Here is a 24,598-nt window from a genome sequence, read left to right on the forward strand (position 1 = left end):
TCAGATCCTGTTAAGATCCACTAAACTGAAAAATACTGAAATTCTTTTCACTCTTTTCAGTTCTGGTTTTACGCAAAGGCGCCAGCACTGGCGCGGTCTGGCGGTCTGGTTTGAAGAAAAATAAAACTGAAAATATTTTTATGATCCAAAAACCGCAGGCGGGTGCGGTAATGTTTGGGGCGCACTCACGCCGGTTGCAGCTAGTGGAGCAAACTGCATAAACCACAATAATTAAAATGATATTATGTTCTGCGCCCGGCGTGTCCATCATCACATTTTAGAGATTCATGCTGTGAACTGTTATTTGTGACGAGCGCCAGAACCTTAGCAAAACTTAACATTTCAAATTGCGAATTCGTAATTTTGACGGATCCGCGTGTCGGTTTCGTTTTTTAACGGTAATTTTCTGCGAATTCGCAGATCGTATGTGGGGGATTCTGGCTGTAATTTTTGCAGGGAAGTTCTTCCCTGACAATATCAACCGGATCTCCCCCTCGCCCCAGCCATTAACCTGCATGGGTAATACCCGGCGGGCAATCACAATGTACTTTTGATCCATGAACCGCTACGGGTACGCCGTGAAACTTACACGCGGCTCATCGAGTCATTGACACGACCGCAGGGGATTTTTAAATAAATAATTATCTATCGACTAAATTTCCCCTTGCCCCAGCCCTCGCCACGGGCCGTTAAGTCGATTGACGGCGCGGCAGCTATTCCCTCAGCATCATAAAAAAATGCGGACGTTGTAAAGCTGTACACGGTGCCATAAACAGTAAATGAGATATTGTTGCCTATGCCGTCAACTTTCGCACGGGCGGTGTTCGCGGTAAGCGTTGGGGCGATATGTTGTTTTTCGAGAGCCGCCAGCGGATCGCCGTCAATCTTACTTGCTAAAAAATAACGATATACTTCCCCTGTGGTCATGTTCGAGCCTTCATATTCAGTTATATATAACCACGTACGGGGCGTGAGTTGGCGAACCTCATAAAGTTTGTCACTCACCGTTAAGCGCTGGATATGCTGAAAATAACAGTATCCCGCAATCACGATAGCCATGGTGAATGTAGCCACCCAATGCAACGCCTTAAACGCCTTAATAGTGGTGCTGCTTAACATAGTCTATGCCTTGCTTTATCCAAAATTGGTCCATCGGATCATCACCAAACGGCGGGGCTCCCGTAAAATTGCCCCATTCCGGCCTTGATGTGCCGGCCTTCCACTGCGCCGCGCCAGCGGCAATAAGCAAAATCTTTTCAGGGATGCACGCTGCATAACCCACAGCGCCGTAATGAAAATTTCCGAAGTCAGCGTAAGCCCGTTTTTGTTGTTTGTAATCCCACGGTCCGCCGTTCCTTACTCGCTCATAAAACCACGTATACGTAAGCGGGGTGGCCATGTCCTGAACTCCGTGACGCGCCCGCGCAAGCCTGATGTGTTCGCGCAATATCTCCAGCCCGCGGGGCGGGTAAATCGGTATACATGCCATCGTTATTCCCTTTTGCCTGGCAAAACCAGCAACATAAGAGCAACAGCACGGCGCGATACTGTTTGAGTATCAATCTATTAATTTTATTTGCAACATCAATAAGTAACCCGATTAAATAACACGAATCTATAACACAATTTGTATCACCTGCGATCGGTTTTTAGCCGTTAATGAGGGTTTATTCTCTTTACATAAAATGGAGTTTTAAAAATGGCTATTCCTGCTTACCTGTGGCTTAGAGACGATGGCGGCAACCCGATTTATGGATCTGTGGATGTTCAAAACCGCGAGGGAAGCATTGAGGTGCTTTCTTTTAGTCACGGCCTGTTAGTTCCTACCGATAACAACACGGGCAAAATCACCGGTACACGCTTACATGCGCCGCTCGTAATAGAAAAGGAGTTTGATAGCTCCAGCCCATATCTTTATAAGGCCGTAGCTACCGGGCAGACGCTGAAAAGCGCGGAAATTAAGTGGTATAAAATCAACGATGCGGGGCAAGAGGTAGAGTATTTCAACATGCTGTTGGAAAACGTCCGGATAGTCAGCATTAACCCCGTTATGCATAACTGCAAAGAGCCAGGTTTACAGATGCATAATCATAATGAGGGCGTACAGCTGCGCTATGAGCGGATCACCTGGAAGTATTGCGATGGGAACGTCCAATATTCAGACGCGTGGAACGAGCGTGTAACAGCGTAAAAAAAAGGGCGGTTAATCCGCCCTATATTGTTTTTAGTGCCAATTCTTTCGCACCTTGGGTTTGCCAGCACGTAGCCTCCCTCGATGGCAATACCTCGCGCGATCACCCGGTGCCGGCTCTCCGCACTTCTTACACGTTTGGGGTATTTTAATCATGCTTAATGCTGTTAAGCATTCTCTGGCAGTTACCGCCTCTGATTTTTGCTGCACCCTATGCAAGCACATACGTAATCAATCACACATAGTCCGGCCTGCCGCTCACCCTCACAAACCCTAAAAACTAAAGAAATCCCCCATCGCGCCGATCATCATCCGTGTGTATTATTTCCTGTAGCTTTTACAACAACTAACCTTAACTCAAATACTTAAGCGCCAAAGCGAAAGGCATCATGAGCACACCGATCAAACGGCTAGAAATCATTAAAAATGCCATTGAGCTGGAAGATGACGACATCATCCAGAGCCAGCTGACACGCCTGAAAAATGAAGCGTTTGACGATGAGCTACAGGCAATCGTCGTGGCGCTTGAGGAGAAGAACTACACCGCGGCCATGGCGGCCATTACCGCCTGGCTGCAGGGCCAGCGCGCCGTGACGCCGTGGCGCGATCCGCAGGTGGCGGCCAGCAAGCTGGAGCTGAAGGCGCTGGAAGAGCGTCTGCGCGATCTGATTGACCGCCGCAACGCGCGGGTGCAGCAGCTTGATGAGTTCAACGATCTCTATTTCTCCCGCCTGGGGCCGCTGATGCAGCAGATCCTCGCCCTGCGTAAAACGCTGGCGGAGCTGAACCTGCGTCGTCAGCAGGCGGAAGCGCGTCGTCGCGAGGAGGATTACCGTCGCTGCCAGCACTATATGGCGCAGGCGGTAGAGGTGCTGGCGACGCTGACCCAGCGCTGGCGCGATCTCCCGGCGGACTCCGTGCAGGCCGCCGAGGCGCGTAAGCATCTTGAGCAGCAAAGCAATCTGATTGCCAACCTGCTGGCCGAAGCGCAGGAGCTGGAGAGCGGCTTAACGCGCGAAGAGGAGCCTGCGCGTCAGGCTCGCGACGAGGCCAACGAAGAGTACGAGAAGTATCGCGAACAGCATCACGATGCCGAAGTGCGGCTGCGCAAAGGTAAGCATCTTTCACAAGAGGACCAGAACGAACTCAAGCGTCTCTGGCGGCAGGCGAGCAAGCTCTGCCACCCGGATCTGGTGGCGGACGATTTGAAAGAAGAAGCCAACAGCATGATGGTACAGCTTAACCAGGCGAAGCAGCGCGGCGATGTGAAAGCCATTCGTTCGCTGGTGGCCCGCCTGCAGCAGGGCTTCGAGCCATTGATGGCAAGCGACAGGCTGAACGATCTGGAACGTATCCGCAAAAAAATGGCGCAGGTTCGCGAGCAAATCGACATTTTAGTGAACGAGCTGGCGGAGCTGGAGAAAGAGGAGTCCTGGCTGCTGGTCTCCTCGCTGAGCAATATGGAAGCGTACTTTGCTCAGCAGGAGAAAGCGCTGCACGAGGTCCGCGCCTCGCTCGAACATCAGGTGAGCGAAGCGCAGCTGGATTCGGCAGCCTGATTATTTGGCGTGCCAGTATGCGCTGGCACGCACCAGCTGTGGGTCAATCGCGTCGGTTTCAAACTGACGGCTCAGGCGTTTCACCACCTTCCCTTCCCCGGTCAGCCAGATGAAATAGTCTTCCCCCGGAACGGTCAGCGCCGCCAGATGGTCTACGACCGCCTGCGCGTTGTGGCCCACCACCCAGGTGATGTTGAACGCGCTCAGGTGCGCCAGATAGTCCTTATACGATTCATCCCCAACCATCACGACCGCGTGTATGTCCGGGCGAACCGGCAGTTGAGCAATGCTCTCTAAGCGTCGGCGCAGCGCGGGCATGCCGGATTCATCGCACACGTACAGCTGCCAGGCGTAATCCTCCGGCACCACCAGCGAACCGCGCGGGCCGCCGATGGTCAGCTTGTCTCCCGCTTTCGCCTCAACCGCCCAGCTGCTGGCAATGCCGCCGTCATGAATGAAGAAATCGAGAACCAGCTCATGATTTGCCTCATCGTATAGCGGCGTATAGTCGCGCGCCTGCGGACGCACGCCGTCGCCCCAGTCGATGCCTTCATCGGTGACCACCGGCGGCGTAAACGTCGTCCCGGGTGCCGGGAAAAAGACTTTGGTATGGTCGTCGAAACCGCGGGAGCTAAAGCCCTCCAGCGCCTCGCCGCCTAAAACAATGCGCTGGAAACCCGCGCTGGCGCGCTCAACGCGGAGCACCGTCAGCTCGCGAAAACGCAGGTCATTACGAACACGCTGTGGATAACGAGTAGATGCCATTTTTAGACCCTTTTCTGGTGAATACGATATATCTAAATCAATTTTCAAATGATAATGATTACTAATAAGGAAAAATGCAAGATCTTTTAGATTGCATCTGAATATATCTTAGATATAGTTTAGATATATCAAAAAAAGGGAATACTATGCGACACGAACACGAGGGCGGCGGACGTCGGCCGCGCTTTTTCGGCCACGGCGATTTGCGGCTGGTGATTCTGGATATCCTGACCCGCAACGCGAGCCACGGCTATGAGCTGATTAAAGAGATCGAGAACCTGACCCAGGGGAACTACACCCCGAGCCCGGGCGTCATCTATCCAACCCTGGATTATTTGCAGGATCAGGCGTTTATCACCATTACAGAAGAAGAGAACGGGCGTAAGCGCATTGCGATTACCGCTGAAGGACAACGCTGGCTGGACGAAAACCGGGAACAGCTGGAACAGATCCAGGTGCGTATCAAAGCGCGCAGCGTCGGCTTTCAGCTGCGCAAAAACCCACAGATGAAGCGGGCGCTGGATAACTTTAAGGCGGTATTAGACCTGAAGGTGAATCAGGGAGAGCTCAGCGACGCGCAGCTTAAGCAGATTATCGGCGTGATTGACCGCGCGGCGCTGGAGATCTCCCAGCTGGATTAAGCCGGTGCGTGCTCGCTCACGCGGAAGACGCGTACCAGCTCTTTCAGGTGCATCGCCTGTTCGTTAAGCGATGCCGCCGCCGCGACGGATTCCTCCACCAGCGCGGAGTTTTGCTGGGTAGTGGCATCAATCAGGCCAATCGCGCTGTTGATCTGCGAGATCCCCTCCGTCTGCTCATGGCTGGCCTGACGGATCTCGCGCAGGATCGCATCCATCTCCTCCACGTTGCCAACCATGCCGTTGATCAGCCCACTCGCTTTTTCGACCAGGTTCATCCCGTCCTGGGTCTGGCTGGTGGAGCTCTCAATCAGCTCGCGGATTTCGCTGGCAGACGACGCGCTCTTCTGAGCAAGCTGGCGCACCTCTCCTGCCACCACCGCAAAGCCGCGGCCGTGCTCACCGGCGCGCGCCGCTTCCACCGCCGCGTTCAGCGCCAGAATGTTGGTCTGGAACGCAATAGCGTCGATCAGGTCGATAATGTCGGACATCCGGTTGGAGGTCTCGTTAATCAGGCGCATTTTGCTGGTCACCTGCTTCATCATCTCACCGTTGTTTTTGACCACCGTGGCGGCATCGGCAGAAAGGTTGGTCGCTTCACCGGTATGCGAGGCGGTATTTTTCACCGTCGCGGTGATCTGCTCCATCGAGGCGGCAGTCTGTTCAACGGAGCTGGCCTGCTCTTCCGTGCGTGCGGCCAGATCTTGGTTCCCGGCGACAATCTGCGCGGCTGCGCTGGAGATATTCTCCGAGCCGGTCTGCACCTGCTGCACAATGTCCAGCAGACGCGTCTTCATCTCCATCAGCGCATGCAGCAGCAGGCCCGTTTCGTCTTTGCCGTGCGGCGTGATGCTGCCCGTCAGATCGCCCTCTGAAATCGCTTTTGCGAAACTCACCGCCTCACCGAGCGGGCGGGTGATGGCGCGCACGATAAACCAGCCAATCAGGCTGCCTGCCCCAACGCTAAAGAGCGTGAGGAGGATCAGCAGCAGACGGTTAGACCTGAAATCTCCTTCCACCTGCGTGCCCGCACGCTGCATTTCGCTGTTCTGAATGGCGATCAGCTCCTTCACCTTCGCTTTATAAGCCTGCTGCACGGCGAGGGTGGTAGTCATCATTTCCTGTATGGCGCCCGCACGGTTGTTGTTCTGCACCGCCTGCAGAATGCGGTAGCGTGAATCCAGGTACTGCTGGCGCACGCTGCGGATATCCGCCAGCACCTGCTGAGACTTTTGATCCTGCAACGCGGTGTTCAGCTCGCCCAGGATCACCGTGATATGCTCGCTGATCTCTTTCAGGCGCTGCTGAGATTGCCCCGTGTAGGTACCCTGCTCGTCCAGCAGCATCAGCTGTTGAGTGCTAATAAATTCCTGGAAGTTATCAATTAACTGGTTCGCTTTTACCGTGGTCGGATAGTCATGGGTAACAATGGACTGCATCCCATTATTTGCCCGGTTCAGGCTCAGCAAAGACACACTTGCGCTGATCGCCATCAGGACAATAAAGAACCCAAACGCCAGAAATAATTTTGTGCCGATCTTTACGTCATGAAAGAACATATTTTCTCCATCGATGTGATTATTTCTCAGACGATCGCTGTTATCGGTAACGATTTCGCTAACTTTATGAGTTTGATCGTTTTTTTATTTCATAATCCTCACAATACATAGGTGCAGGCTATTAATATGGCCTCATCGATCGTTACCAGACCGCCAAACGGGGTATTTTCGAAATAGCATTCTGAAGAACTGACTTAGGCAGGAATAAATAACTGACGCACTTTCTTTAGTTATTTAATATTAAATTAACAATAAACCCCATTAATAGTCACAATCAGAAAAATAAAAAGCCGTTTATTCCCTACGGTATAAACGGCTTTTTTGGAACATGACTGACTCAATGGAGCACGGTCACCGCATCCTTAAGGCGTCCGGCGCGGTGCTTCACCATGGCCGAAATGTGCGCGCTCTCCTCGACCAGATCGGCGTTTTTCTGCGTGATGCTGTCGAGTTCAGCTACCGCGCGGGTTAGCTCTGATAAGCCGGTTGCCTGCTCGGAGGTCGCGTGGCTGATCTGGGCGATAAGCTGGGTCACGTTTTTCACCTGCACAACGATATCATCCATCGTACGGCCCGCGGCGTGAACCTGCTCAGAGCCGGACTGCACCTTGCTGGCGCTGGCATCAATGAGTTTACGAATATCATTAGCCGCACTGGCGCTGCGGCTGGCGAGATGACGGACTTCGCCCGCGACCACGGCAAACCCTTTGCCCTGCTCCCCTGCCCTTGCCGCTTCAACCGCCGCGTTCAGCGCCAGAATGTTGGTCTGGAACGCGATATCGTTAATCAGAGAGGTAATCGAGCCAATGCGCTGCGTGCTGTCGGCAATGTCATCCATCGTTTTAACCACGGTTTGCATCGCGTTGCCCCCTTTCGTCGCCGCGCTGCTGGCGGCCACGGAGAGTTTGTCCACCTCGGCGGCGGTTTCGGAGTTACTCTGAACGGACGCGGCCATCTGGTTCATTGTCGCGACGGTCTGCTGCACGTTCGCGACGGTCTGACGGGTCCGATCGTTCAAATCTTCATTCCCCTGCGCCAGCCTGTCGCTGCCGTCACGGACGCTCACCACCTGGCTCGACACGTCATTGATCAACCAGCGGCACATCAGGCCAAGTTGTCCTACCGCGCGCAGCGTCAGGCCCAGCTCATCGCTGCGGTTAAGATGCTGCACGCTGTTGCGCTCGCCGGTGGCGACCTTCAGCGCCTGTCGCGCCACATTCTCTATCGGGCGGACAATCTGTTGCTCAAACAGCAGCGTTCCCATCAGCATCACCACCGCAGCGGCGGCAAGCGGTAACCAGCCTGCGGAGGTGGCGGCCAGCGTGGCGGCGAGTCCAGCAAAGAGCACCGCCATCACGCTGCGCACGCGCCAGCGCAGCGGCATGGCCGGGAGTTTACCCAGCCAGCCCTTTCCCACCACCAGCCCTTTGTGAATACGTTTTTTACAGCGCCCGTCGTTCAGCGCCCGGTAGAGCGGCTCCACGGCGGCGATCTCCTCCGCTGTGGCTCTGGTGCGAATCGACATATAGCCCGTCACCTGCCCGCGGCGCACCATCGGCACCGCGTTAGCACGCACCCAGTAGTGGTCACCGTTTTTGCGCCGGTTTTTGACAATCCCGCTCCACGGCTCGCCCTGCTGCAGCGTGTACCACATATCGGCAAACGCAGCTTTTGGCATATCGGGATGGCGCACCATATTGTGCGGCTGGCCCGTCAGCTCATCGAGCTGATAGCCGCTCACCTGCACAAAGGTGTCGTTGGCGTGGGTGATGTAGCTGTGGACGTCTGTGGTAGACATTAAGGTGGTGTCATCGTCCAGAGGATATTCATTCTGGGTGACATAGGTTGGAGAGGACATCGTGAGCATCCCTTGCAGGTTATTTGAATGTTAATTTTGTGGGTCAATGTTTTTTCGGCGGTAAACAATTTATCTTTAGTTGTTAAACTTGATGAAGATCGCAGATTTGACTTAAACCATACTTTTTGTACGATATTTTAATTCATTGATTTCAAATACTTTCGCAAAGAAATTACCGACAAAGTATGACCTGTTAATGCCCGCTTAAGTTGCAGCGTATGCACCTCTTTAGTGCAGCGACGCTCTTCCCCCCTTTCTTTATACTTGCTGCCCCGTACCGCTAAATCCCGTTTGGCTTCTATCGGCATGATTAAATATTGTGCAACATTATTTTAACCTGGCGTTTATCCCGATTTTCGTTAAGGCCTCTGAAGTGGCGTAATCCCTGCAATACTTAAACCAGTATCATGTGATACGCGATCCCCGGGAGCACATTTTGAACAGGTTACCTTCCAGCGCCTCGGCTCTTGCCTGTACCGCGCACGCACTGAATCTCATTGAGAAGCGAACGCTTGATCATGAGGAGATGAAACAACTTAACCGTGAGGTCATCGATTACTTTAAAGAGCACGTCAATCCAGGGTTTCTGGAGTATCGCAAATCTGTTACCGCCGGCGGGGATTACGGAGCCGTAGAGTGGCAAGCGGGAAGTCTCAACACGCTTGTCGACACCCAGGGACAGGAGTTTATCGATTGCCTGGGAGGTTTTGGAATTTTCAACGTGGGGCACCGTAATCCAGTTGTGGTTTCCGCCGTACAGAATCAACTTGCGAAACAACCTCTCCATAGCCAGGAACTGCTCGACCCGCTTCGCGCCATGCTCGCGAAAACGCTGGCGGCCTTAACGCCCGGCAAACTGAAATACAGCTTCTTCAGCAACAGCGGCACAGAATCGGTCGAAGCGGCGATTAAGCTCGCCAAAGCGTACCAGTCGCCGCGCGGGAAATTCACCTTTATCGCCACCAGCGGCGCGTTCCACGGTAAATCCCTCGGCGCACTGTCGGCGACCGCTAAATCCACTTTCCGTAAACCGTTTATGCCGCTGCTGCCGGGCTTCCGCCACGTGCCGTTCGGCGACATTAACGCCATGCGCACCGTGCTGAGTGAATGCCGTAAAACCGGCGATGACGTGGCGGCGGTGATCCTGGAGCCCATTCAGGGTGAAGGCGGCGTCATCCTCCCTCCGCAGGGCTATCTGCCTGCCGTGCGTCAGCTGTGCGACGAGTTTGGCGCGCTGCTGATCCTCGACGAAGTCCAGACCGGCATGGGGCGTACCGGCAAGATGTTCGCCTGCGAGCACGAAAACGTGCAGCCGGACATTCTGTGCCTGGCGAAAGCGCTCGGCGGCGGCGTGATGCCGATTGGCGCGACGGTCGCCACCGAAGAAGTCTTCTCGGTGCTGTTCGACAATCCGTTCCTGCATACCACCACCTTTGGCGGTAACCCGCTGGCCTGTGCGGCGGCGCTGGCGACCATCAACGTGCTGCTGGAGCAAAACCTGCCTGCGCAGGCGGAGCAAAAAGGCGACATGCTGCTGGACGGCTTCCGCCAGCTGGGCCGGGAATACCCTGACCTTGTGCAGGAGGCGCGCGGCAAAGGGATGCTGATGGCGATTGAGTTCGTTGATAACGAAATCGGCTACAGCTTCGCGAGCGAGATGTTCAGGCAGCGTGTGCTGGTGGCCGGGACGCTTAATAACGCAAAAACCATTCGTATTGAACCGCCGCTTACGCTGACCATTGAGCAGTGTGAGCAGGTGCTAAAAGCGGCACGTAAAGCGCTGGCAGCACTCAGAGTGCGCGTAGAAGAGATCTGATTAATCCCCCCTCTTAACCGAGGGGGATTTCATTTTTCTGGTATAAATATTACAAATTGAAATAAAAGTATTATATTTCAGACATACATTTATACTTTTAAAATTATAAAGTTCCTTTTCTCTTACATGATTTTTTTTGCAACCAAACCGATATCCATACACCACCTTTATCTATTTGACCGCAAACAGGCCGCCCATTGTTAAAATCCGGTAAAAACACCACTACTTACATCATTTAAAAATATTAATTAATTCTAATATTATACCTAAAAAAAACTAACGGCATATTATACCACCATACATTGAAATAATATTTCACGACTCCTAGAATACCTGCCGCGGAACATCATAAACATGATGAAAAGAGCTTTTCAATAAGCCCGTCCATTATGCGAAATGCATATTCTAAATAACGGAACTTGTTAAACGTTATTCAAGTTCACGCTGTGAAAGCATATAGCTTTTACTCAATTTCAATTTGACAGAAAGATGTTTATTTAAAAGGATTTGTATGAAAAAGCACGTTTTAGCAATGGTCATTGCAACGGCAATGGTAAGTGGCGTAGCGATGAACGCACAGGCAGACACCGTCACGGTTTCTGGCGGTACGGTTAACTTCGTTGGCCAGGTTGTTAATGCTGCATGTTCGGTCGCAGCTGACTCCGTAGATCAGACTGTAACGCTGAGCCAGGTTCGTACTGTGAAATTGACGACAAAAGGAATGCAGGCGAACCAGAAAGAAGATTTCAAAATCGTTCTGGAGGATTGTGACACCACGGTAAGCCAGAACGCCGCTGTGATTTTCAACGGTCAGCAAGACGCAGCACTGGCAGGTTCACTGGCTAACACAGCGGGCGCTGGCTCAGCAACTAACGTCGCACTGCAACTGTTCGGACCGGATGGTAACGTACTCAATATCGGTGATACCTCCTCCAACGTGAAGCTGATCAATGGCGAGAACACCATCCCGCTGAGCGTTGACTACATCGCTACCGGTGCGGCCACGCCGGGTAACGTATCCTCGACTGCAACATTCCAGATGGTTTACTCCTGATTCGTTAGCTGCAGTAACACCCTCGGAATCTGATTCGGGGGTGTTTTGCCGATCCATCGAAACGGAGTCACTATGCGACAGGTCACCAGGCAATCAGTGCTGTTTTTCAGCGTATTGCTGTGCGTTGCACTGCCCGCCTCGGCAATTGACGACGGAAGCGTGCATTTTCAGGGGCAAGTCGTCAACACCGGCTGTTCCGTCAGTGCAGAAAGTCAGGACCAGATTGTGCGTATGGGCCAAATACGCAATAACGAATTTGCCGCAACGGGCGATTGGGCAGCACCAACAGCCTTTCAGATAACGCTAGAAGACTGCGATACCAGCGTCAGTCAACGTGCGGGCGTACTGTTCAGCGGCGAGTCCGATGCAAAAGACCCGCAAATTTTTCGCGCAGGTTATGGCGCAGGCGCAGCGCAGGGGATTGGTGTGGGAATATTTGACGCAACCGGTCATCTACTTATTCCGGATACAGCCCCGCCCTGGTACGCCCCCTTGCAGAACGGCGCCAATGTTCTGCGTTTTATGGCGAAATACCGCTCCACACAACCGCACGTTCAGGCTGGTACGGCCGACGCCCAGGTATGGTTTAACGTCGTCTACCAGTAAAACACTCAGAGGCCCGAGTGCCTCGTCATGAGAATTGAGGGAACAATGCAAATGAACACATCACCTACGTCTTTGTCTCGCCTGATGATGGCTGGTACGTTGCTGCTGACAATGGGTCTGGCAACGAATGCCTCTGCAGGTGGAATTGCTTTAGGGGCTACCCGCGTCATTTATCCGCAGGGGGATAAACAGGTTTCATTACCGGTGATCAATTCGTCGGCAGACAATACGTTCTTAATACAATCATGGGTAGCCAACGTTGAGGGTATCAAGTCACCAGACTTTATCCTTACGCCACCGTTGTTTGTTATCCACCCCAAGAAAGAGAACACGCTGCGTATTATGTATATCGGCCCCGACCTTCCTGCCGATCGCGAAACTGTTTTCTATCTGAACAGCAAGGCTATTCCGTCTGTCGATAAAAATAAGCTTCAGGGCAATACGCTGCAAATAGCAACACAGAGTGTGATTAAGTTATTCATTCGCCCTAAGAAATTAACATCCCTTTCCGTGGATGCGCCCAAAACGCTGACGTGTCGGACAGAAAATGGAAAAGTCATCATAACGAATCCATCACCGTATTACGTATCGTTGGTGCAGTTCTTTGTTGGGGGAACCCGTCTTCCCAATTCAATGGTCGCACCTAAAAACACGTTGACGGTGGATATCCCCGGCGGCGGTTCCGGCAGTGTGAAATTCCAGACAGTGAATGATTTCGGCGCAAATACCCCTACGCAGATTTGTTCCCATTAACAACCTGAAATGAAATAGCAGACCTGCATTTTGTCTTCAAGGAAGGAAGTACTTAGCATTTACTGCAGGGAAAAGAGATGAAACGTAATACTTCACTGATTTTTAGCACATTTTCTTTAACATCCCTTACGCCAGTGGCGATGGCGATAGCAGGATTGCTATCGCCATCAGATGCAAGTGCAGAATATTTTTTCAACCCGGCATTTTTGTCTAGCGATCCCTCTGCCGTTGCTGACCTGTCGCGGTTTTCCACCAATGGCCAGGCACCAGGCGTTTATCGTGTTGATCTCTGGCTTAACGGGGCGTTTGTGGCGACTCGCGATATCACCTTTACGGCAAGAAATACCGCGTCGACGGCACAACCGCAGGCGGATGATACCGGTCTGACCGCCTGTTTATCAGCAAAAGCGCTGGAAAACCTGGGCGTTAACCTTCAGGCGTTTCCTGCCCTGACGGCGGAAAAGACGGACAGCTGTATTGATATTGCGTCAATCATTCCCGCCTCATCAACCACCTTTGATTTTGAGCATCAGCGGCTGGATATCAGTATCCCGCAAGCCGCCCTGAGGAATAGCGCACGCGGATACATTCCGCCTGAACAATGGGATGAAGGCATTAATGCCCTCCTGCTGAATTATAACTTCACCGGCTCTCGTAGCCGCGATCGGGGGGAGAGCAACTCAACCAGTAAAAGCTATTTCCTCGGGCTTAACAGCGGGTTGAACCTTGGCCCGTGGCGGTTAAGGGATTACTCAAGCTGGAATTATCACAACAGCGATGACTCACGCAGCGACAACTGGCAGCACATTAATACCTATGTTGAACGCGCGGTCATTCCGCTGAAAGGAAGACTGACGCTGGGTGACAGCTACACCCCATCAGACGTGTTTGACAGCCTCCCTTTTCGCGGTGCGCAAATCGCCTCTGATGACAATATGCTGCCCGATAGCCTGAAGGGTTTCGCGCCCACGATCCGTGGTATCGCAAAAAGCAATGCTCAGGTAACCATTAAGCAAAATGGCTACACCATTTATCAAAGCTATGTTCCACCGGGTGCATTTGCGATTAGCGACCTGTTTCCCACGTCCTCAAGCGGTGACCTCAGTGTTGAGGTAAAAGAATCTGACGGTAGCATCAACAGCTATTCCGTGCCTTATTCCACCGTTCCCGTACTCCAGCGTGAAGGCCGCGTAAAGTACGCATTAACAGCGGCCGAATACCGCAGCAGCAGCGATCAACAGGACGAGGTTAATTTCGTTCAGGGGTCTCTAATCTGGGGGCTTTCACATGGCTTCACGCTGTATAGCGGATCGCAGATAACCAACAATTACCACTCGCTGGCATTCGGCACCGGCCTGAATATGGGTGAACTGGGCGCTATCTCTGCGGATGTGACTCACGCGAAGAGCACGCTGGCGGATGACAGCACGCATTCAGGGCAATCGATCCGTTTTCTGTATGCAAAATCCCTTAACGGCCTCGGCACTAACTTTCAGCTGCTGGGCTACCGGTACTCGACATCGGGATTCTATTCACTGGATGAAACAGCCTATAAGCAAATGCGCGGCTACACGGGTGACCACGAGGACAACGATACCGAACAGCAAAATCCCTGGATGGATTATTACAATCTGTACTACACCAAGCGAGGAAAGGTTCAGTTCAACATCTCTCAGCAGCTTGGTCATGCAGGTTCGCTCTTTGTCACGGGCAGCCAACAGACCTACTGGCATACCGATGAAAAAAATACGCTACTCCAGGTAGGCTTTAGCGGGACCATTAAAGATGTGTCCTACAGCCTGTCCTACAACTACAACAAATCACCGGGCATGTCGAAAAGCGACGAGATTTACGCGCTGAATTTGTCGCTGCCATTGAGCCTGTGGCTGCGTCCACAAAACGATGTCAGCCAGAAGCATAACTATGCTTATGCCACCTACAACATCAGCACCGACAAAAAGGGTGAAACCTCGCAAAATGCCGGGATCAACGGCACATTGCTTGAGGATAACAACCTGAGCTACAGCGTTCAGGAAGGGTATTCAAGCCAGGGGACAAAATCACAAGGCTCCAGCAGCCTTGAATACGATAGCGCCTATGGCAATGCGAACGTGGGCTATAACTACAGCGGAAACGGCGACTACCAGCAGGTGAACTACGGTTTGAGCGGCGGCGTCATTGCTCACCGGAACGGCATCACCCTTAGCCAGCCACTGGGTGATACCAACGTGCTGATTGCCGCTCCGGGCGCGAGTAACGTCAAGGTCGAGAACGAGCCAGGTATTCATACCGACTGGAGAGGCTATGCCGTGGTTCCCTACGCTTCCTCGTATCATCTCAACCGCATGGCACTGGACATCAACTCACTGGCTGACGATATGGATATCGATGATGCCGTAACCAATGTGGTCCCAACCCGTGGCGCGGTTGTGCGTGCAACCTTCAAAGCCCGGCCTGGTACGCGTGCGTTAATGACCTTAACCCATCGGGGCAAACCCGTTCCTTTCGGTGCCATGGTGTCACGTGATGACAATGGCAGCGATACGATTGTGGGTGAAGACGGAGAGGTCTATCTCTCTGGCCTGAGCCCGGCGGGAACGCTGAAAATTCAGTGGGGTGAAGGGTCAGACAAGCAATGTAGCGTGAAGTATCAATTACCTGAAAGTAAACAGCCGCTGCTGCGGTTGAAAACGGAGTGTATATAAATGAAATTATGGATGATTTTATTTTATGTGGTCGGGCTGGCATTCTCACCTTATGGAATAGCCGATATTTGTAAAAATGCTAACGGTGGCATCTCGATTGTTAACTATGATTTGACCACCACGCTGAACACCAATCAGAACATTAAAGGTGGCTCCACAGAGCTGGAAAAAAATCAGGATGTGCAGGTTAACGCCACCTGTCCACCGGGTGAGTGGGAAAAACGCACCTATCGCTCCTATTTGAGCCCTTTTCCGGTCGTCAAAACGGATGGTGAATGGAAATATCTCCAGCTTGACCCGGATTATATTATTGGCGCCATGAAAATAAATGACGCAACCATTGGTGAGTTTTATCCCCCCATTGAGTACGTTCACATGGGCGGCCACGATGAAGTGGATACCGGCGGCGTTTTCCCGGTCAACGATAATGACCTGATCTTTAAATTACAAATTGTCAGGCCTTTTATCGGCACCGTGGTTATCCCGCCAAAATTGATGTTCAATGTGTACGTCACCACGACGAATAACGATCGCCTGACCAATATTGTCTACCAGATTACCTACAGTGGCGTTATTACCGTGCCGCAAAACTGCGTCATTAATGCCGGGCAAACCGTGACGGTGGATCTGGGTTCTCTTTATCACGGTGATTTTACGCGCGCCGGGCAGATGCCGGACAACGCTCAGCCCAAAACCTTTAATGTGCCCATTGAATGTAATGCTGACGTGAACTCGCCAGCACAATTAACCTTGCGCGTTATGGGCACATCGGACCCTCGCTACCCGGAAGCGCTGGCATCGGATAATCCTGATGTTGCCGTCGTGGTTACCAGTGAGCAAGACAACATACTGAAACCGAATGTCTTTTCAAGTAGCGCACCTTTTACGACTGATGAGGCGGGCAAGGCCAACGTGACGCTGAAAGCATATCCTATCAGCACAACGGGCAATTCCCCGGAACTGGGCGTGTTCACCGCTCTGGCCTTGTTACGCGTTGATTTCGCATAAGGATTGGGTGATGAAAAAGCGCTATTTTCTCCTGTTTCTGCTGGCAAATCTGGCGTTGTCCTTACAGACCGCCAGAGCAGATAATGACAGTTTCAATGTTCAGTTTATCGGCACCATCGTGGGGGAGTCCTGCAACGTCGACACAGGCAGCGTTGAGCAGACGGTCGAACTCGGTGACTTTACCGCGGATGATTTCCCGTCGGTTGGCACCACAACGCCGGATACAAAGTTTGAAATCACGTTGAAAGGTTGCACCCGCGCCATTACCGGCACCAAAGTTTGGTTTACCGGGAATGTGGATGCGAACAACCCGACATTGCTGGCACTTTCAGATAACGGAAAGGGAACGCCTGGCAGGATGGCAACGGGCCTCGGCGTCGAGCTACTGGATTCCAATCGCACCCCAATACCGATCAATAATACGGAGTCCTCGCTTTATCCGCTGCTGCCTGGGGATAACACGCTCACGTTTTATTTGCTCTATAAATCCACGCTGCCCGTCGTGACGTCAGGAAATGCGACTGCCGTTATGTATTTTGACCTGCTTTATCAGTAAGGAATATGAATGAAACCGTTTCTCCGGTTATTTTTCTTCTGCATTATCCTGATGCACCTGGGCAGTGCGAGTACAATGGCGCACGACGGGACCGTTTATATTGTAGGCACCGTAAAAAGCAAAACCTGCATCATATCGCCTGATTCGGAAAATCTTATCGTTCGTATGAGCGACGTCGCCACAGGGCAATTTACGAACCAGAAAAATAATACGCCATGGGAACATTTTGCTATCAATCTTGAAAACTGCGGCGCAGGGTTGAATAACATCAGTACCCATTTTGAAGGCACGCCCAATCAGGGCAACGCAGATTTGCTTTCGCTGACAGGCGGTCCGGGTTATGCCAGCGGCGTGGCTATCGGTATTTATAATCCGGACAAAACGCTTATACCGCTGGGCGATGAAAGCCAGCTGTTTACGCTGTCAAATAACCAGCTTACTGCCACCCTTGATTTTTATGCCCGTTATCTTGCTGACGGAGGCGCTGTATCGCCTGGAACAGCCAATGCTGCAGCAACCTTTATTTTGACTTATGCCTGATAACACCGTGATGAAACTGCGCATCCTGATCCCTGTTTTAGCACTCTTAACGTTCATCTCTTTTGCGCATGCAGGCGTCGTGATAGGGGGGACACGCTTCGTCTATCCTGAAAAACAGCACTCCATTACCGTTTCAGTGCGCAATAAATCCACGCTTCCCTGGCTGGTCAGCGCAAAAATTTATGCTGGCGGAAACTGGCCAGGGGCAACCTCTGCCCCCCAGGCGACCTCGGCGCTTGTTGCAACGCCCGCGCTTTTTGCACTACAGGGCGGACGCGAAAATAGCATCAGGATTTTTCGTGCCGATGAGGGTTTGCCTGCTGACCGTGAAACGCTTTTCACCCTCAGCATCTCAACCATTCCAGCCAGTAAGACCAGCAGCGACAACGTGCAAATGGCCGTACGTTCAAGCTTCAAAGTGTTCTATCGCCCTGAGGGATTAAACGGCAATCCAGAAAACGCGTATCGGGAAATCCTCTGGTCATATTCAGCAAACCAGCTCGTGGTGAAGAACCCGACCCCCTACTACGTGACGCTCTTCCAGACGCGTATTAACAACAAATCCATTGATAACGCGGGCATCATTGCCCCTTTTAGCCAGCGAACAATGGACGAGTGCCAGAAGGCGCCTCGCTGCGAAATACGCTGGCAAACCATAAACGACTATGGCCGGGTTATGCCGCCCGTGGTTAACATCCTTAATCTGAAATGAGTACCCATCATGTTTTTCATAAAGCACCCCTTCCTCGTTCTGACCGTTTTCGTCACACTGACCGCACCGGCGCTGAGCCAGGCCGCTGAGTTTACCGCTGAGCAGAAGACGGAAATCGGCAAAATCGCCGAGGATTACTTTATCGCCCATCCGGAAAAAATGGGTGAAGCGATATCTATCTACCTGGCTAATCATCCTGAGTTTCTGGTTGCCGCGAGCGAAAACCTACGCCAAAGCCAGCAAGCGGCCTCGCAAAAAATGAAAGAGATGCAGGACGCAGCCAAAAAAGCGCAGTAAAGCAAAATCTAAAGCCGGGCGGACTACGCTCATCCGGCCTACAAAACCATTCCACCTTTTCCCCAAAAGCCCGGTAAGCGCAGCGCCACCGGGCAAGACCATTACTCCGGCAATAACCCGACAAAGCTGCGTTTTTTGCGCGGCTCCGACATCAGCTCCTCCAGCTTGTCCACGCACGCGAGATAGTGCGGGGTTTGCTTATGCGCCAGCACCGCCTCTTCGTCTTTATAGGCTTCGTAGATAAAGAACCGGGTTTTCACCCTCGGGTCCTGCAATACGTCAAAACGCAGGTTCCCCGGCTCCTGGATTGCGCCCTCGTGGTTGGCGCGAAACACCTCCAGAAACTCGTCCACCCGCTCGGGCTTAATGTTGATCTCTACCAGCGTCACGTTCATTTTGCTTCTCCCTGTTTCTCTTCCTGCCAGAACTGGAACGCATCACGGGCATTCCAGTTCTCGTGCACCACTTTCTTCACCGCCTTCAGCATGGCGAGCGGCGCACTGGACTGGAAGATGTTGCGCCCCATGTCCACGCCGGACGCGCCCTGGTCTATCGCGCGCCAGCACATCTCCAGCGCCTCGTGCTCCGGCAGCTTTTTGCCCCCCGCGATAACGATCGGCACCGGGCAGCTGGCGGTCACTTTTTCAAAACCCTGATCCACGTAGTAGGTTTTGACGAACTGCGCCCCCATTTCGGCGGCGATGCGGCTTGCCAGCGAGAAATAGCGCGCGTCACGCGCCATCTCTTTCCCCACGCCCGTTACCGCCAGCGTCGGCATGCCGTAGCGCGCCCCTGCATCGACAAGCTTGATGATGTTGTTGATCGACTGATGCTCAAACTCGCTTCCGATGTACACCTGCGCCGCCACCGCGCAGACGTTCAGGCGCAGGGCGTCTTCCATCGCCACCGCCACGCACTCGTTGGAAAGTTCGCCCAAAATCGAGTTACCGCCGGAGGCGCGCAGCACCACCGGTTTGTTCGTCGCGGCGGGCACCTGGCTCCTGAGGATGCCGCGGGTACACATCAGCACGTCGGTTTCACCAAACAGCGGCGCGATAGAGAGGTCGATACGCTCAAGGCCGGTAGTCGGCCCCTGAAAGTAGCCGTGGTCAAAGGCCAGCATCACCGTACGGTTGCTCTGCGGATTGAAGATGCGCGCCAGCCGCGACTGCATGCCCCAGTCCAGCGAGCCGCAGCCCTTCAGGGTGAACGGCACATTTTGCTGCGGCGTGCCGATGCCAAAATCCTTGCCGTCTTTGATGTCGTCTAAATCAGCCATTTGCTCCCCCGTCAGAAATCGTATTTGCTGATGTTCTCTTTGGTGAACACCACGCGTTCCGGCAGCAGCACGATGCCGTTGCCCTTCGCCTCATACTGGTAGCCCTGCACGCTGTTCGGCTCGACCTTCAGCGTCCCGATATTTTTCACGTCCACGCTGTCGCCAACGTTAAGATCGCCTTTTTTCAGCAAACGATCGGCGACATTGACCGCAATTTTGCCCTGTTGCACCACGTCCCACAGGCCGAAGGCCTTCACCGTGCCGCGCTCAACGTACGGGCGCATCACGTTCGGCGTGCTGAACCCGACAATCGCCACCCCTTCCCGCTTCAGGTTTTCTGCCGCCTGCGCGGCAGCAGGAAGCGCGTTGGCGTCCGGGGCGATAATCGCATCCAGATCCGGATACGCTTTTAAGATCCCTTCGGCGGTCTGCAACGATTTGGTGGCGTCGTTATAGCCAAACTGGGTGGTGACGATCTGCCACTGGGGATGGTCTTTCTCGATTTTGGCCTTCGCCTCTTTCACCCACTGGTTCTGGTCGGTGACGGTCGGGCTGGAGTAGAAGAACGCCACTTTCGCGTTCGGTTTGGTGACCTGCTTGCCCGCCATCTCCACCAGCAGGCCGCCCAGCTGTTCCGGCGTCCCCTGATTGATGTAGATGCTGCGGCACTCCGGTTTGGTGTCGGAATCCCAGGTCAGAACCTTGACGCCGCGCTGCATCGCGCGCTTCAGCGCCGGACACAACCCATCCGGCGACACGGCGGAGACGATAATGGCGTTATAGCCCTGGTTGACGAAGTTATTGATGAGCTGCACCTGGCCGGAGACGCTCGGCTCGGTTGGGCCGTCGTAGGTCACGTCCACGCCAAGATCTTTCCCCGCCTCTTTCGCACCGTTGCCGCCGCTGGTGAAGAAGCCGACGCCCACCAGCTTCGGGATAAAGGCAATGCGGTCCGCCGCCTGCGCCGAAGCGAAGCTGAGGGCCATTGCCAGGACGAGCAGTTTTGTTTTCATCTTACGCTCCGGATAGTTTTCTAAAGAGAGATCGCACCCATTCGCGGTGCAGACTCAGCGAACGCCCCATCACCACCACAACCAGCAGCGCCCCCGACAGCGCGCTCGACACCTGGTTGGGGATGCCGACCATCTGTAAACCCTGTTGCAGGTACCCCACCAGCAGCGCCGCCAGCGCCGTACCGACAACCGAACCTGACCCGCCGTAGATATTGGCTCCGCCGAGCACGGCGGCGGTGAGCGCAGGCATTAAAAGATCGCGCCCCAGATCCGAACGCGCGGAGCCGAAATAGGAGACCATCACCAGCGCGGCAATCGCCGAGGCCACGCCCACCAGGCCGTACAGCACGTAGGGCATGCCGTTCACCGGCAGCGCCGCATAGCGCGCCGCGCGCGGGTTCTGCCCAATCAGGAACAAATGACGGCCAAAGCGCCCGCGGTGGGTAATGAGCCAGAAGAAGACGGTGATTACCGCGAACAAGACCAATGGGATCGGCAGACCCAACACCGTGAGGTTAGCGAACGCCGTGAAGCTGTCCGGGAAGCCGCCGATGCCCTCGTAGCCCGTCGCGCCCGCCATGCCGGAGAGCAGCAGCGCGCCGCCGCCGTAGAGGTAGAGCGTGCCGAGGGTGATCACCAGCGGGCTGATGCCGGTGTAGTGGATCAGCGCCGCATTCACCAGCCCGCACAGCAGACCCAGCAGCAGCGTCAGCGGAACGGCAACCGCCATCGGCCACCCGGCCTGCATCATCACCCCCAGCGCAATCGCGCACAGGCCGATGGTCGAGCCGAGGGAGATGTCGATCCCGCCGCTAATGATCACCAGCGTCAGCGGCAGCGCCACGATACCGATGCAGATGAAGTCGCTGGTGCTGAACAGCAGCATGTTGACGTCGAGCATGCGCGGGTTGATGGCGCCAAAGAGCAAGATCTCCAGTACCAGTAAAATCAGCAGCGCGCTTTCCCAGTTAAGCCTCATTTACGCCACCTCTTTTTTGCGTTTGGGAAACGGGGTGACGTGCTTTCCCCCTCTGTTGCCCGGCTGGAAACGACCGTACTTCAGCGCCCGCTGGTGACGCGCCAGCGCCTGACGCAGACGCCCGTCGAGCACCAGCACGCCCAGCAGCACCAGCCCGGCGATAAAGTCGTTCCACCAGGCCGGAAGCCTGAACAGCACCAGCACGGTGTCGATTTGGGTGAGGAAGAACGCACCGAGCAGCGCGCCGATCAGCGTGCCCGTGCCGCCCAGCAGTGAAATGCCCCCCAGTACGCAGGCGGCGATGGCTTTCATCTCCAGCCCGCTGCCGGTCTGGTTGGGCACGAAGCCAATCTGTGCGGCAAAGACAATCCCAGCGCAGGCCGCCAGCATGCCGTTGAGGGTAAAGGCGATCATGCGGGTGCGATTCACCGCCACGCCCAGCTGGCGCGCGGCGGCGAGGTTATCCCCCACCGCGTAGAAATCACGCCCGAACGCGGTGCGCGACAGCGTCCACGCGCCGGTGACCACGATAATCAACACCACCATGCCAAGGGGCGACACGCCGATGGCCGCAGGCTCAGAGAGGGATTTCAACCCCGGCGGCAGCCCTTCAATCCACTTTCCTCCCGTCCAGAGCAGCATCGCTCCACGGTACAGCCCCAGCGTGCCGAGGGTGGCGACAATCGCCGGGATGCGTAATCCCACCACCAGAAAACCGTTGAATGCCCCCGCCAGCGCGCCAACTGACAGCGCGAAGAGAATGGAAACGGGCAGGCTGTAGCCACTGTTCAGCGCCACGCCGACGGCGATGGCGGACAGCCCGACGGTTGACCCCACGGAGACGTCGATATTGCGGGTCAGCATCACCAGCGCCGCGCCGATCGCCAGCAGGATCAGGATCTGCGAGCTGGCGAAGATCATCCCCAGCGTCTGCAAACTCAGGTACGACGGATTGAGCGCCACCAGCACGGCGAACAGCGCCAGAATGGCGAGAAACGCGCTCAGCTCGCGGTTTTTCAGTATGATCTTCATGATTGCCCTCCAAACGCCAGCGCCATCATGCGATCGAGGCTGACCGCATGGCGCGGCAGCTCGCCGCTGAGTACGCCCTGATGCATCACCAGCACGCGATCGGCAAGGCCGGGAAACTCATCAAGATCGCTTGAGATCATCAGCACCGCCACGTTCTGCGCCGCCACGCTTTTGATAAGCTGGTAGATATCGGCGCGCGCCGAGACGTCCACCCCGCGCGTCGGTTCATCGACGATCAGCAATAACGGGTTGGCTTCCAGACAGCGTGCCAGCAGCACCTTCTGCTGGTTGCCGCCGGAGAGCGTGCGCACGGATTGATCCGCATGGTTGAGCTTGATCCCCAGCGCCCGGTGATAGCGCTCCACCACCGCGGACTCTCTTTTCCGCTGCTGCCAGAGCGACGGCTCGTTCAGCGCCACGGTGTTCCAGCGGATCGGCGCGTCGAGGAACAGGCCGGACACCTGCCTGTCTTCCGGCAGGTAGACCAGGCCTTTGTCCAGACGTGAACTTACCGGTGCGGCGGTGATGTCCTGGTTCTCCAGCCAGACGCGCCCCCCGCGCACAGGCCGCAGGCCATAGAGCGTTTCGGCAAACTCGGTGCGCCCGGAGCCTACCAACCCGGCCAGGCCGACGATCTCCCCGGCGTAGATCTCAAGGCTCAGATCGATAAACCCTTCCCCGGTAAGATCCTCCACCCGGAGCACCGGAAAGTCCTGCGGCTGGGTGCGACGATTGCCCGGCAGCGCCAGCCACAGCTTTTGCGTATCGCTGAGGGATTTCTCGCGGCTTACCGGCGTCATGGCGGCGATCAGGGCGCTATCGTCGAACTGCGCGGTTTCACCGCTGAGCACCACCGCGCCGTCGCGCATCACCGAGACGTGGCTCGACAGCATGCGAATTTCCGGCAGCTTGTGCGAGATAAACACGATCCCGACGCCGAGCGCCTGCAGAGCGCGGATCTGACGAAACAACCGTTCGGTTTCACCCGGCGTGAGGGAGGCCGTGGGCTCGTCGAGGATCAGGATCCGGGCGTTGCGCATTAATCCGCGCAGAATCTCCACCATCTGCTGATCCGCCACTTCCAGGGTGCTGGCGGCGGCGTCGAGGTTCAGCCGGCACTGCAGCTGCTCAAGTTTCTCCGCCAGCCGCTTTTCCCGATCGAGTTCGCGCGGCAGGCGGAACAGGATGTTTTCCCGCACCGTCAGGTTGGGGAACAGCAGCGGCTCCTGCGGCACGAGGTAAATGCCGAGCCTGTGCGCCTGCACGGGCGTCAGCCGCGCATATGACTGCCCCTCGACGGAAAGTTCACCCTCATCCGGCGTCTCGACTCCGGCGATGATCTTCATCAGCGTCGATTTTCCCGCGCCGTTCCCGCCCATCAGCGCGTGCACCTGGCCCGCAAGCAGCGTGAAATCAATGCCTTTTAGAACCGGCACGCCTGAGAACTGCTTGCTGATACTTCGCGCGTCGAGAAGTGGGATCATCATCGCTCCGCTATTGAACAAATGATTTTTAGATTTAATAATGTTCAAAAGCGTAGACGGTGAACTATATTTACAACCGTGCAGGGATCACAGTTTTATCGATTGAGATTCAGATAAACCAGAAACGATCGAAATGATCCGTTTTGTCGCGTGGCTCACAATTTCCCTCCGCGTCATCACGAACATATGATCTA

25 protein-coding genes are annotated in these 24,598 nt (G+C 54.5%); 13 read left to right on the plus strand and 12 right to left on the minus strand.

The features are described 5' to 3' along the window. Positions 1–10 precede the first annotated feature (10 nt). The 3 genes from N6P30_RS03835 to N6P30_RS03845 form a co-directional block, all read right to left on the minus strand. Positions 11–274 (minus strand): hypothetical protein, encoded by a 264-nt coding sequence (locus N6P30_RS03835; RefSeq protein WP_162813945.1) that lies wholly within the window; start codon positions 272–274, stop codon positions 11–13. 371 nt (positions 275–645) lie between these two features. After that, complete coding sequence (locus N6P30_RS03840; protein WP_023294611.1) at positions 646–1,119, minus strand: hypothetical protein; 474 nt, start codon at positions 1,117–1,119, stop codon at positions 646–648. After that, complete coding sequence (locus N6P30_RS03845; RefSeq protein WP_008503179.1) at positions 1,097–1,399, minus strand: polymorphic toxin type 44 domain-containing protein; 303 nt, start codon at positions 1,397–1,399, stop codon at positions 1,097–1,099. Before N6P30_RS03845 ends, N6P30_RS03840 begins: the two co-directional genes overlap by 23 nt. Positions 1,400–1,699: 300 nt before the next feature. Here N6P30_RS03845 and N6P30_RS03850 point away from each other — a divergent pair, with 300 nt between their 5' ends. Continuing rightward, positions 1,700–2,191, plus strand: a complete 492-nt coding sequence (locus N6P30_RS03850) for an Hcp family type VI secretion system effector (protein ID WP_023294612.1) — start codon at positions 1,700–1,702, stop codon at positions 2,189–2,191. 389 nt (positions 2,192–2,580) lie between these two features. After that, complete coding sequence (locus N6P30_RS03855; RefSeq protein ID WP_023294613.1) at positions 2,581–3,750, plus strand: molecular chaperone DnaJ; 1,170 nt, start codon at positions 2,581–2,583, stop codon at positions 3,748–3,750. On the opposite strand, the gene N6P30_RS03860 is transcribed toward N6P30_RS03855, so the two are convergent. Next, entirely contained in the window at positions 3,751–4,515 is a 765-nt protein-coding gene (locus N6P30_RS03860; protein ID WP_023294614.1) for a siderophore-interacting protein, read from the minus strand. A 146-nt stretch (positions 4,516–4,661) separates the two neighbouring features. Here N6P30_RS03860 and N6P30_RS03865 point away from each other — a divergent pair, with 146 nt between their 5' ends. Then, positions 4,662–5,156 carry a PadR family transcriptional regulator gene (locus tag N6P30_RS03865; protein WP_008503175.1) on the plus strand — a complete coding sequence of 165 codons (495 nt, stop codon included), beginning with the start codon at positions 4,662–4,664 and terminating at the stop codon, positions 5,154–5,156. Here N6P30_RS03865 and N6P30_RS03870 read toward each other — a convergent pair. Then, positions 5,153–6,712, minus strand: coding sequence for a methyl-accepting chemotaxis protein (locus N6P30_RS03870; protein ID WP_008503174.1), 1,560 nt, complete (start codon positions 6,710–6,712; stop codon positions 5,153–5,155). The genes N6P30_RS03865 and N6P30_RS03870 overlap by 4 nt on opposite strands. Positions 6,713–7,049: 337 nt before the next feature. Continuing rightward, positions 7,050–8,570, minus strand: a complete 1,521-nt coding sequence (locus tag N6P30_RS03875; RefSeq protein ID WP_008503173.1) for a PAS domain-containing methyl-accepting chemotaxis protein — start codon at positions 8,568–8,570, stop codon at positions 7,050–7,052. A gap of 436 nt (positions 8,571–9,006) precedes the next feature. Here N6P30_RS03875 and ygjG point away from each other — a divergent pair, with 436 nt between their 5' ends. The 10 genes from ygjG (at position 9,007) to N6P30_RS03930 (ending at position 18,617) form a co-directional block, all read left to right on the plus strand. Next, entirely contained in the window at positions 9,007–10,386 is a 1,380-nt protein-coding gene (gene ygjG, locus N6P30_RS03880) for a putrescine aminotransferase (protein ID WP_008503172.1), read from the plus strand. Positions 10,387–10,897: 511 nt separating this feature from the next. Beyond that, positions 10,898–11,440: a fimbrial protein BcfA gene (locus N6P30_RS03885; protein WP_008503171.1), complete on the plus strand. Its 543-nt coding sequence runs from the start codon at positions 10,898–10,900 to the stop codon at positions 11,438–11,440. Between the two features lie 72 nt (positions 11,441–11,512). Beyond that, complete coding sequence (locus N6P30_RS03890) at positions 11,513–12,046, plus strand: fimbrial protein (RefSeq protein ID WP_021242352.1); 534 nt, start codon at positions 11,513–11,515, stop codon at positions 12,044–12,046. Between the two features lie 45 nt (positions 12,047–12,091). After that, complete coding sequence (locus N6P30_RS03895) at positions 12,092–12,799, plus strand: fimbria/pilus periplasmic chaperone (RefSeq protein ID WP_008503169.1); 708 nt, start codon at positions 12,092–12,094, stop codon at positions 12,797–12,799. 77 nt (positions 12,800–12,876) lie between these two features. Then, positions 12,877–15,504, plus strand: coding sequence for a fimbrial biogenesis usher protein (locus tag N6P30_RS03905; RefSeq protein WP_023294615.1), 2,628 nt, complete (start codon positions 12,877–12,879; stop codon positions 15,502–15,504). Next, entirely contained in the window at positions 15,505–16,512 is a 1,008-nt protein-coding gene (locus N6P30_RS03910) for a fimbrial protein (protein WP_008503167.1), read from the plus strand. It abuts the gene before it with no gap. Positions 16,513–16,522: 10 nt separating this feature from the next. Further along, a complete protein-coding gene (locus N6P30_RS03915) occupies positions 16,523–17,068 on the plus strand; it encodes a fimbrial protein (protein ID WP_023294616.1) in 546 nt (181 codons plus the stop codon). A gap of 9 nt (positions 17,069–17,077) precedes the next feature. Continuing rightward, on the plus strand, positions 17,078–17,608 hold the full coding sequence (locus N6P30_RS03920) for a fimbrial protein (RefSeq protein WP_023294617.1): 531 nt from the start codon (positions 17,078–17,080) through the stop codon (positions 17,606–17,608). A gap of 10 nt (positions 17,609–17,618) precedes the next feature. Beyond that, on the plus strand, positions 17,619–18,320 hold the full coding sequence (locus N6P30_RS03925) for a fimbria/pilus periplasmic chaperone (protein ID WP_046092490.1): 702 nt from the start codon (positions 17,619–17,621) through the stop codon (positions 18,318–18,320). A 9-nt stretch (positions 18,321–18,329) separates the two neighbouring features. After that, a complete protein-coding gene (locus N6P30_RS03930; RefSeq protein WP_023294619.1) occupies positions 18,330–18,617 on the plus strand; it encodes a hypothetical protein in 288 nt (95 codons plus the stop codon). 101 nt (positions 18,618–18,718) lie between these two features. Here the strand turns inward: N6P30_RS03930 and lsrG are convergent, their stop codons facing one another. Genes lsrG through lsrA form a run of 6 tightly spaced genes read right to left on the minus strand, consistent with a single transcriptional unit; the run spans position 18,719 to position 24,404 of the window. Continuing rightward, positions 18,719–19,012 (minus strand): (4S)-4-hydroxy-5-phosphonooxypentane-2,3-dione isomerase, encoded by a 294-nt coding sequence (gene lsrG / locus N6P30_RS03935; RefSeq protein WP_008503162.1) that lies wholly within the window; start codon positions 19,010–19,012, stop codon positions 18,719–18,721. Next, the gene (lsrF, locus tag N6P30_RS03940; RefSeq protein WP_023294620.1) at positions 19,009–19,896 is read right to left on the minus strand and encodes a 3-hydroxy-5-phosphonooxypentane-2,4-dione thiolase; all 888 of its coding nucleotides are present in this window, start codon (positions 19,894–19,896) and stop codon (positions 19,009–19,011) included. The genes lsrG and lsrF overlap by 4 nt, the downstream gene beginning before the upstream one ends. Positions 19,897–19,907: 11 nt before the next feature. Next, positions 19,908–20,909 (minus strand): autoinducer 2 ABC transporter substrate-binding protein LsrB, encoded by a 1,002-nt coding sequence (gene lsrB, locus N6P30_RS03945; RefSeq protein WP_023294621.1) that lies wholly within the window; start codon positions 20,907–20,909, stop codon positions 19,908–19,910. Position 20,910: 1 nt separating this feature from the next. Continuing rightward, positions 20,911–21,888 (minus strand): autoinducer 2 ABC transporter permease LsrD, encoded by a 978-nt coding sequence (lsrD, locus tag N6P30_RS03950; RefSeq protein WP_023294622.1) that lies wholly within the window; start codon positions 21,886–21,888, stop codon positions 20,911–20,913. Continuing rightward, entirely contained in the window at positions 21,889–22,920 is a 1,032-nt protein-coding gene (gene lsrC, locus N6P30_RS03955) for an autoinducer 2 ABC transporter permease LsrC (RefSeq protein ID WP_023294623.1), read from the minus strand. Beyond that, positions 22,917–24,404 (minus strand): autoinducer 2 ABC transporter ATP-binding protein LsrA, encoded by a 1,488-nt coding sequence (gene lsrA / locus N6P30_RS03960; RefSeq protein ID WP_023294624.1) that lies wholly within the window; start codon positions 24,402–24,404, stop codon positions 22,917–22,919. Before lsrA ends, lsrC begins: the two co-directional genes overlap by 4 nt. Positions 24,405–24,598 lie beyond the last annotated feature (194 nt).

It is taken from the genome of Enterobacter sp. PL1 (assembly GCF_945957325.1).
Lineage (GTDB): Bacteria > Pseudomonadota > Gammaproteobacteria > Enterobacterales > Enterobacteriaceae > Enterobacter > Enterobacter roggenkampii.

Excerpts from the sequence above, each read along its gene's own strand:
- N6P30_RS03840 (WP_023294611.1), bottom strand. The coding sequence starts at position 1,119 with ATGTTAAGCAGCACCACTATTAAGGCGTTTAAGGCGTTGCATTGGGTG.
- N6P30_RS03845 (WP_008503179.1), bottom strand. The coding sequence starts at position 1,399 with ATGGCCACCCCGCTTACGTATACGTGGTTTTATGAGCGAGTAAGGAAC.
- N6P30_RS03850 (WP_023294612.1), top strand. The coding sequence starts at position 1,700 with ATGGCTATTCCTGCTTACCTGTGGCTTAGAGACGATGGCGGCAACCCG.
- N6P30_RS03855 (WP_023294613.1), top strand. The coding sequence starts at position 2,581 with ATGAGCACACCGATCAAACGGCTAGAAATCATTAAAAATGCCATTGAG.
- N6P30_RS03860 (WP_023294614.1), bottom strand. The coding sequence starts at position 4,515 with ATGGCATCTACTCGTTATCCACAGCGTGTTCGTAATGACCTGCGTTTT.
- N6P30_RS03865 (WP_008503175.1), top strand. The coding sequence starts at position 4,662 with ATGCGACACGAACACGAGGGCGGCGGACGTCGGCCGCGCTTTTTCGGC.
- N6P30_RS03870 (WP_008503174.1), bottom strand. The coding sequence starts at position 6,712 with ATGTTCTTTCATGACGTAAAGATCGGCACAAAATTATTTCTGGCGTTT.
- N6P30_RS03875 (WP_008503173.1), bottom strand. The coding sequence starts at position 8,570 with ATGTCCTCTCCAACCTATGTCACCCAGAATGAATATCCTCTGGACGAT.
- N6P30_RS03885 (WP_008503171.1), top strand. The coding sequence starts at position 10,898 with ATGAAAAAGCACGTTTTAGCAATGGTCATTGCAACGGCAATGGTAAGT.
- N6P30_RS03890 (WP_021242352.1), top strand. The coding sequence starts at position 11,513 with ATGCGACAGGTCACCAGGCAATCAGTGCTGTTTTTCAGCGTATTGCTG.
- N6P30_RS03895 (WP_008503169.1), top strand. The coding sequence starts at position 12,092 with ATGCAAATGAACACATCACCTACGTCTTTGTCTCGCCTGATGATGGCT.
- N6P30_RS03905 (WP_023294615.1), top strand. The coding sequence starts at position 12,877 with ATGAAACGTAATACTTCACTGATTTTTAGCACATTTTCTTTAACATCC.
- N6P30_RS03910 (WP_008503167.1), top strand. The coding sequence starts at position 15,505 with ATGAAATTATGGATGATTTTATTTTATGTGGTCGGGCTGGCATTCTCA.
- N6P30_RS03915 (WP_023294616.1), top strand. The coding sequence starts at position 16,523 with ATGAAAAAGCGCTATTTTCTCCTGTTTCTGCTGGCAAATCTGGCGTTG.
- N6P30_RS03920 (WP_023294617.1), top strand. The coding sequence starts at position 17,078 with ATGAAACCGTTTCTCCGGTTATTTTTCTTCTGCATTATCCTGATGCAC.
- N6P30_RS03925 (WP_046092490.1), top strand. The coding sequence starts at position 17,619 with ATGAAACTGCGCATCCTGATCCCTGTTTTAGCACTCTTAACGTTCATC.
- N6P30_RS03930 (WP_023294619.1), top strand. The coding sequence starts at position 18,330 with ATGTTTTTCATAAAGCACCCCTTCCTCGTTCTGACCGTTTTCGTCACA.
- lsrG (WP_008503162.1), bottom strand. The coding sequence starts at position 19,012 with ATGAACGTGACGCTGGTAGAGATCAACATTAAGCCCGAGCGGGTGGAC.
- lsrF (WP_023294620.1), bottom strand. The coding sequence starts at position 19,896 with ATGGCTGATTTAGACGACATCAAAGACGGCAAGGATTTTGGCATCGGC.
- lsrB (WP_023294621.1), bottom strand. The coding sequence starts at position 20,909 with ATGAAAACAAAACTGCTCGTCCTGGCAATGGCCCTCAGCTTCGCTTCG.
- lsrD (WP_023294622.1), bottom strand. The coding sequence starts at position 21,888 with ATGAGGCTTAACTGGGAAAGCGCGCTGCTGATTTTACTGGTACTGGAG.
- lsrC (WP_023294623.1), bottom strand. The coding sequence starts at position 22,920 with ATGAAGATCATACTGAAAAACCGCGAGCTGAGCGCGTTTCTCGCCATT.
- lsrA (WP_023294624.1), bottom strand. The coding sequence starts at position 24,404 with ATGATCCCACTTCTCGACGCGCGAAGTATCAGCAAGCAGTTCTCAGGC.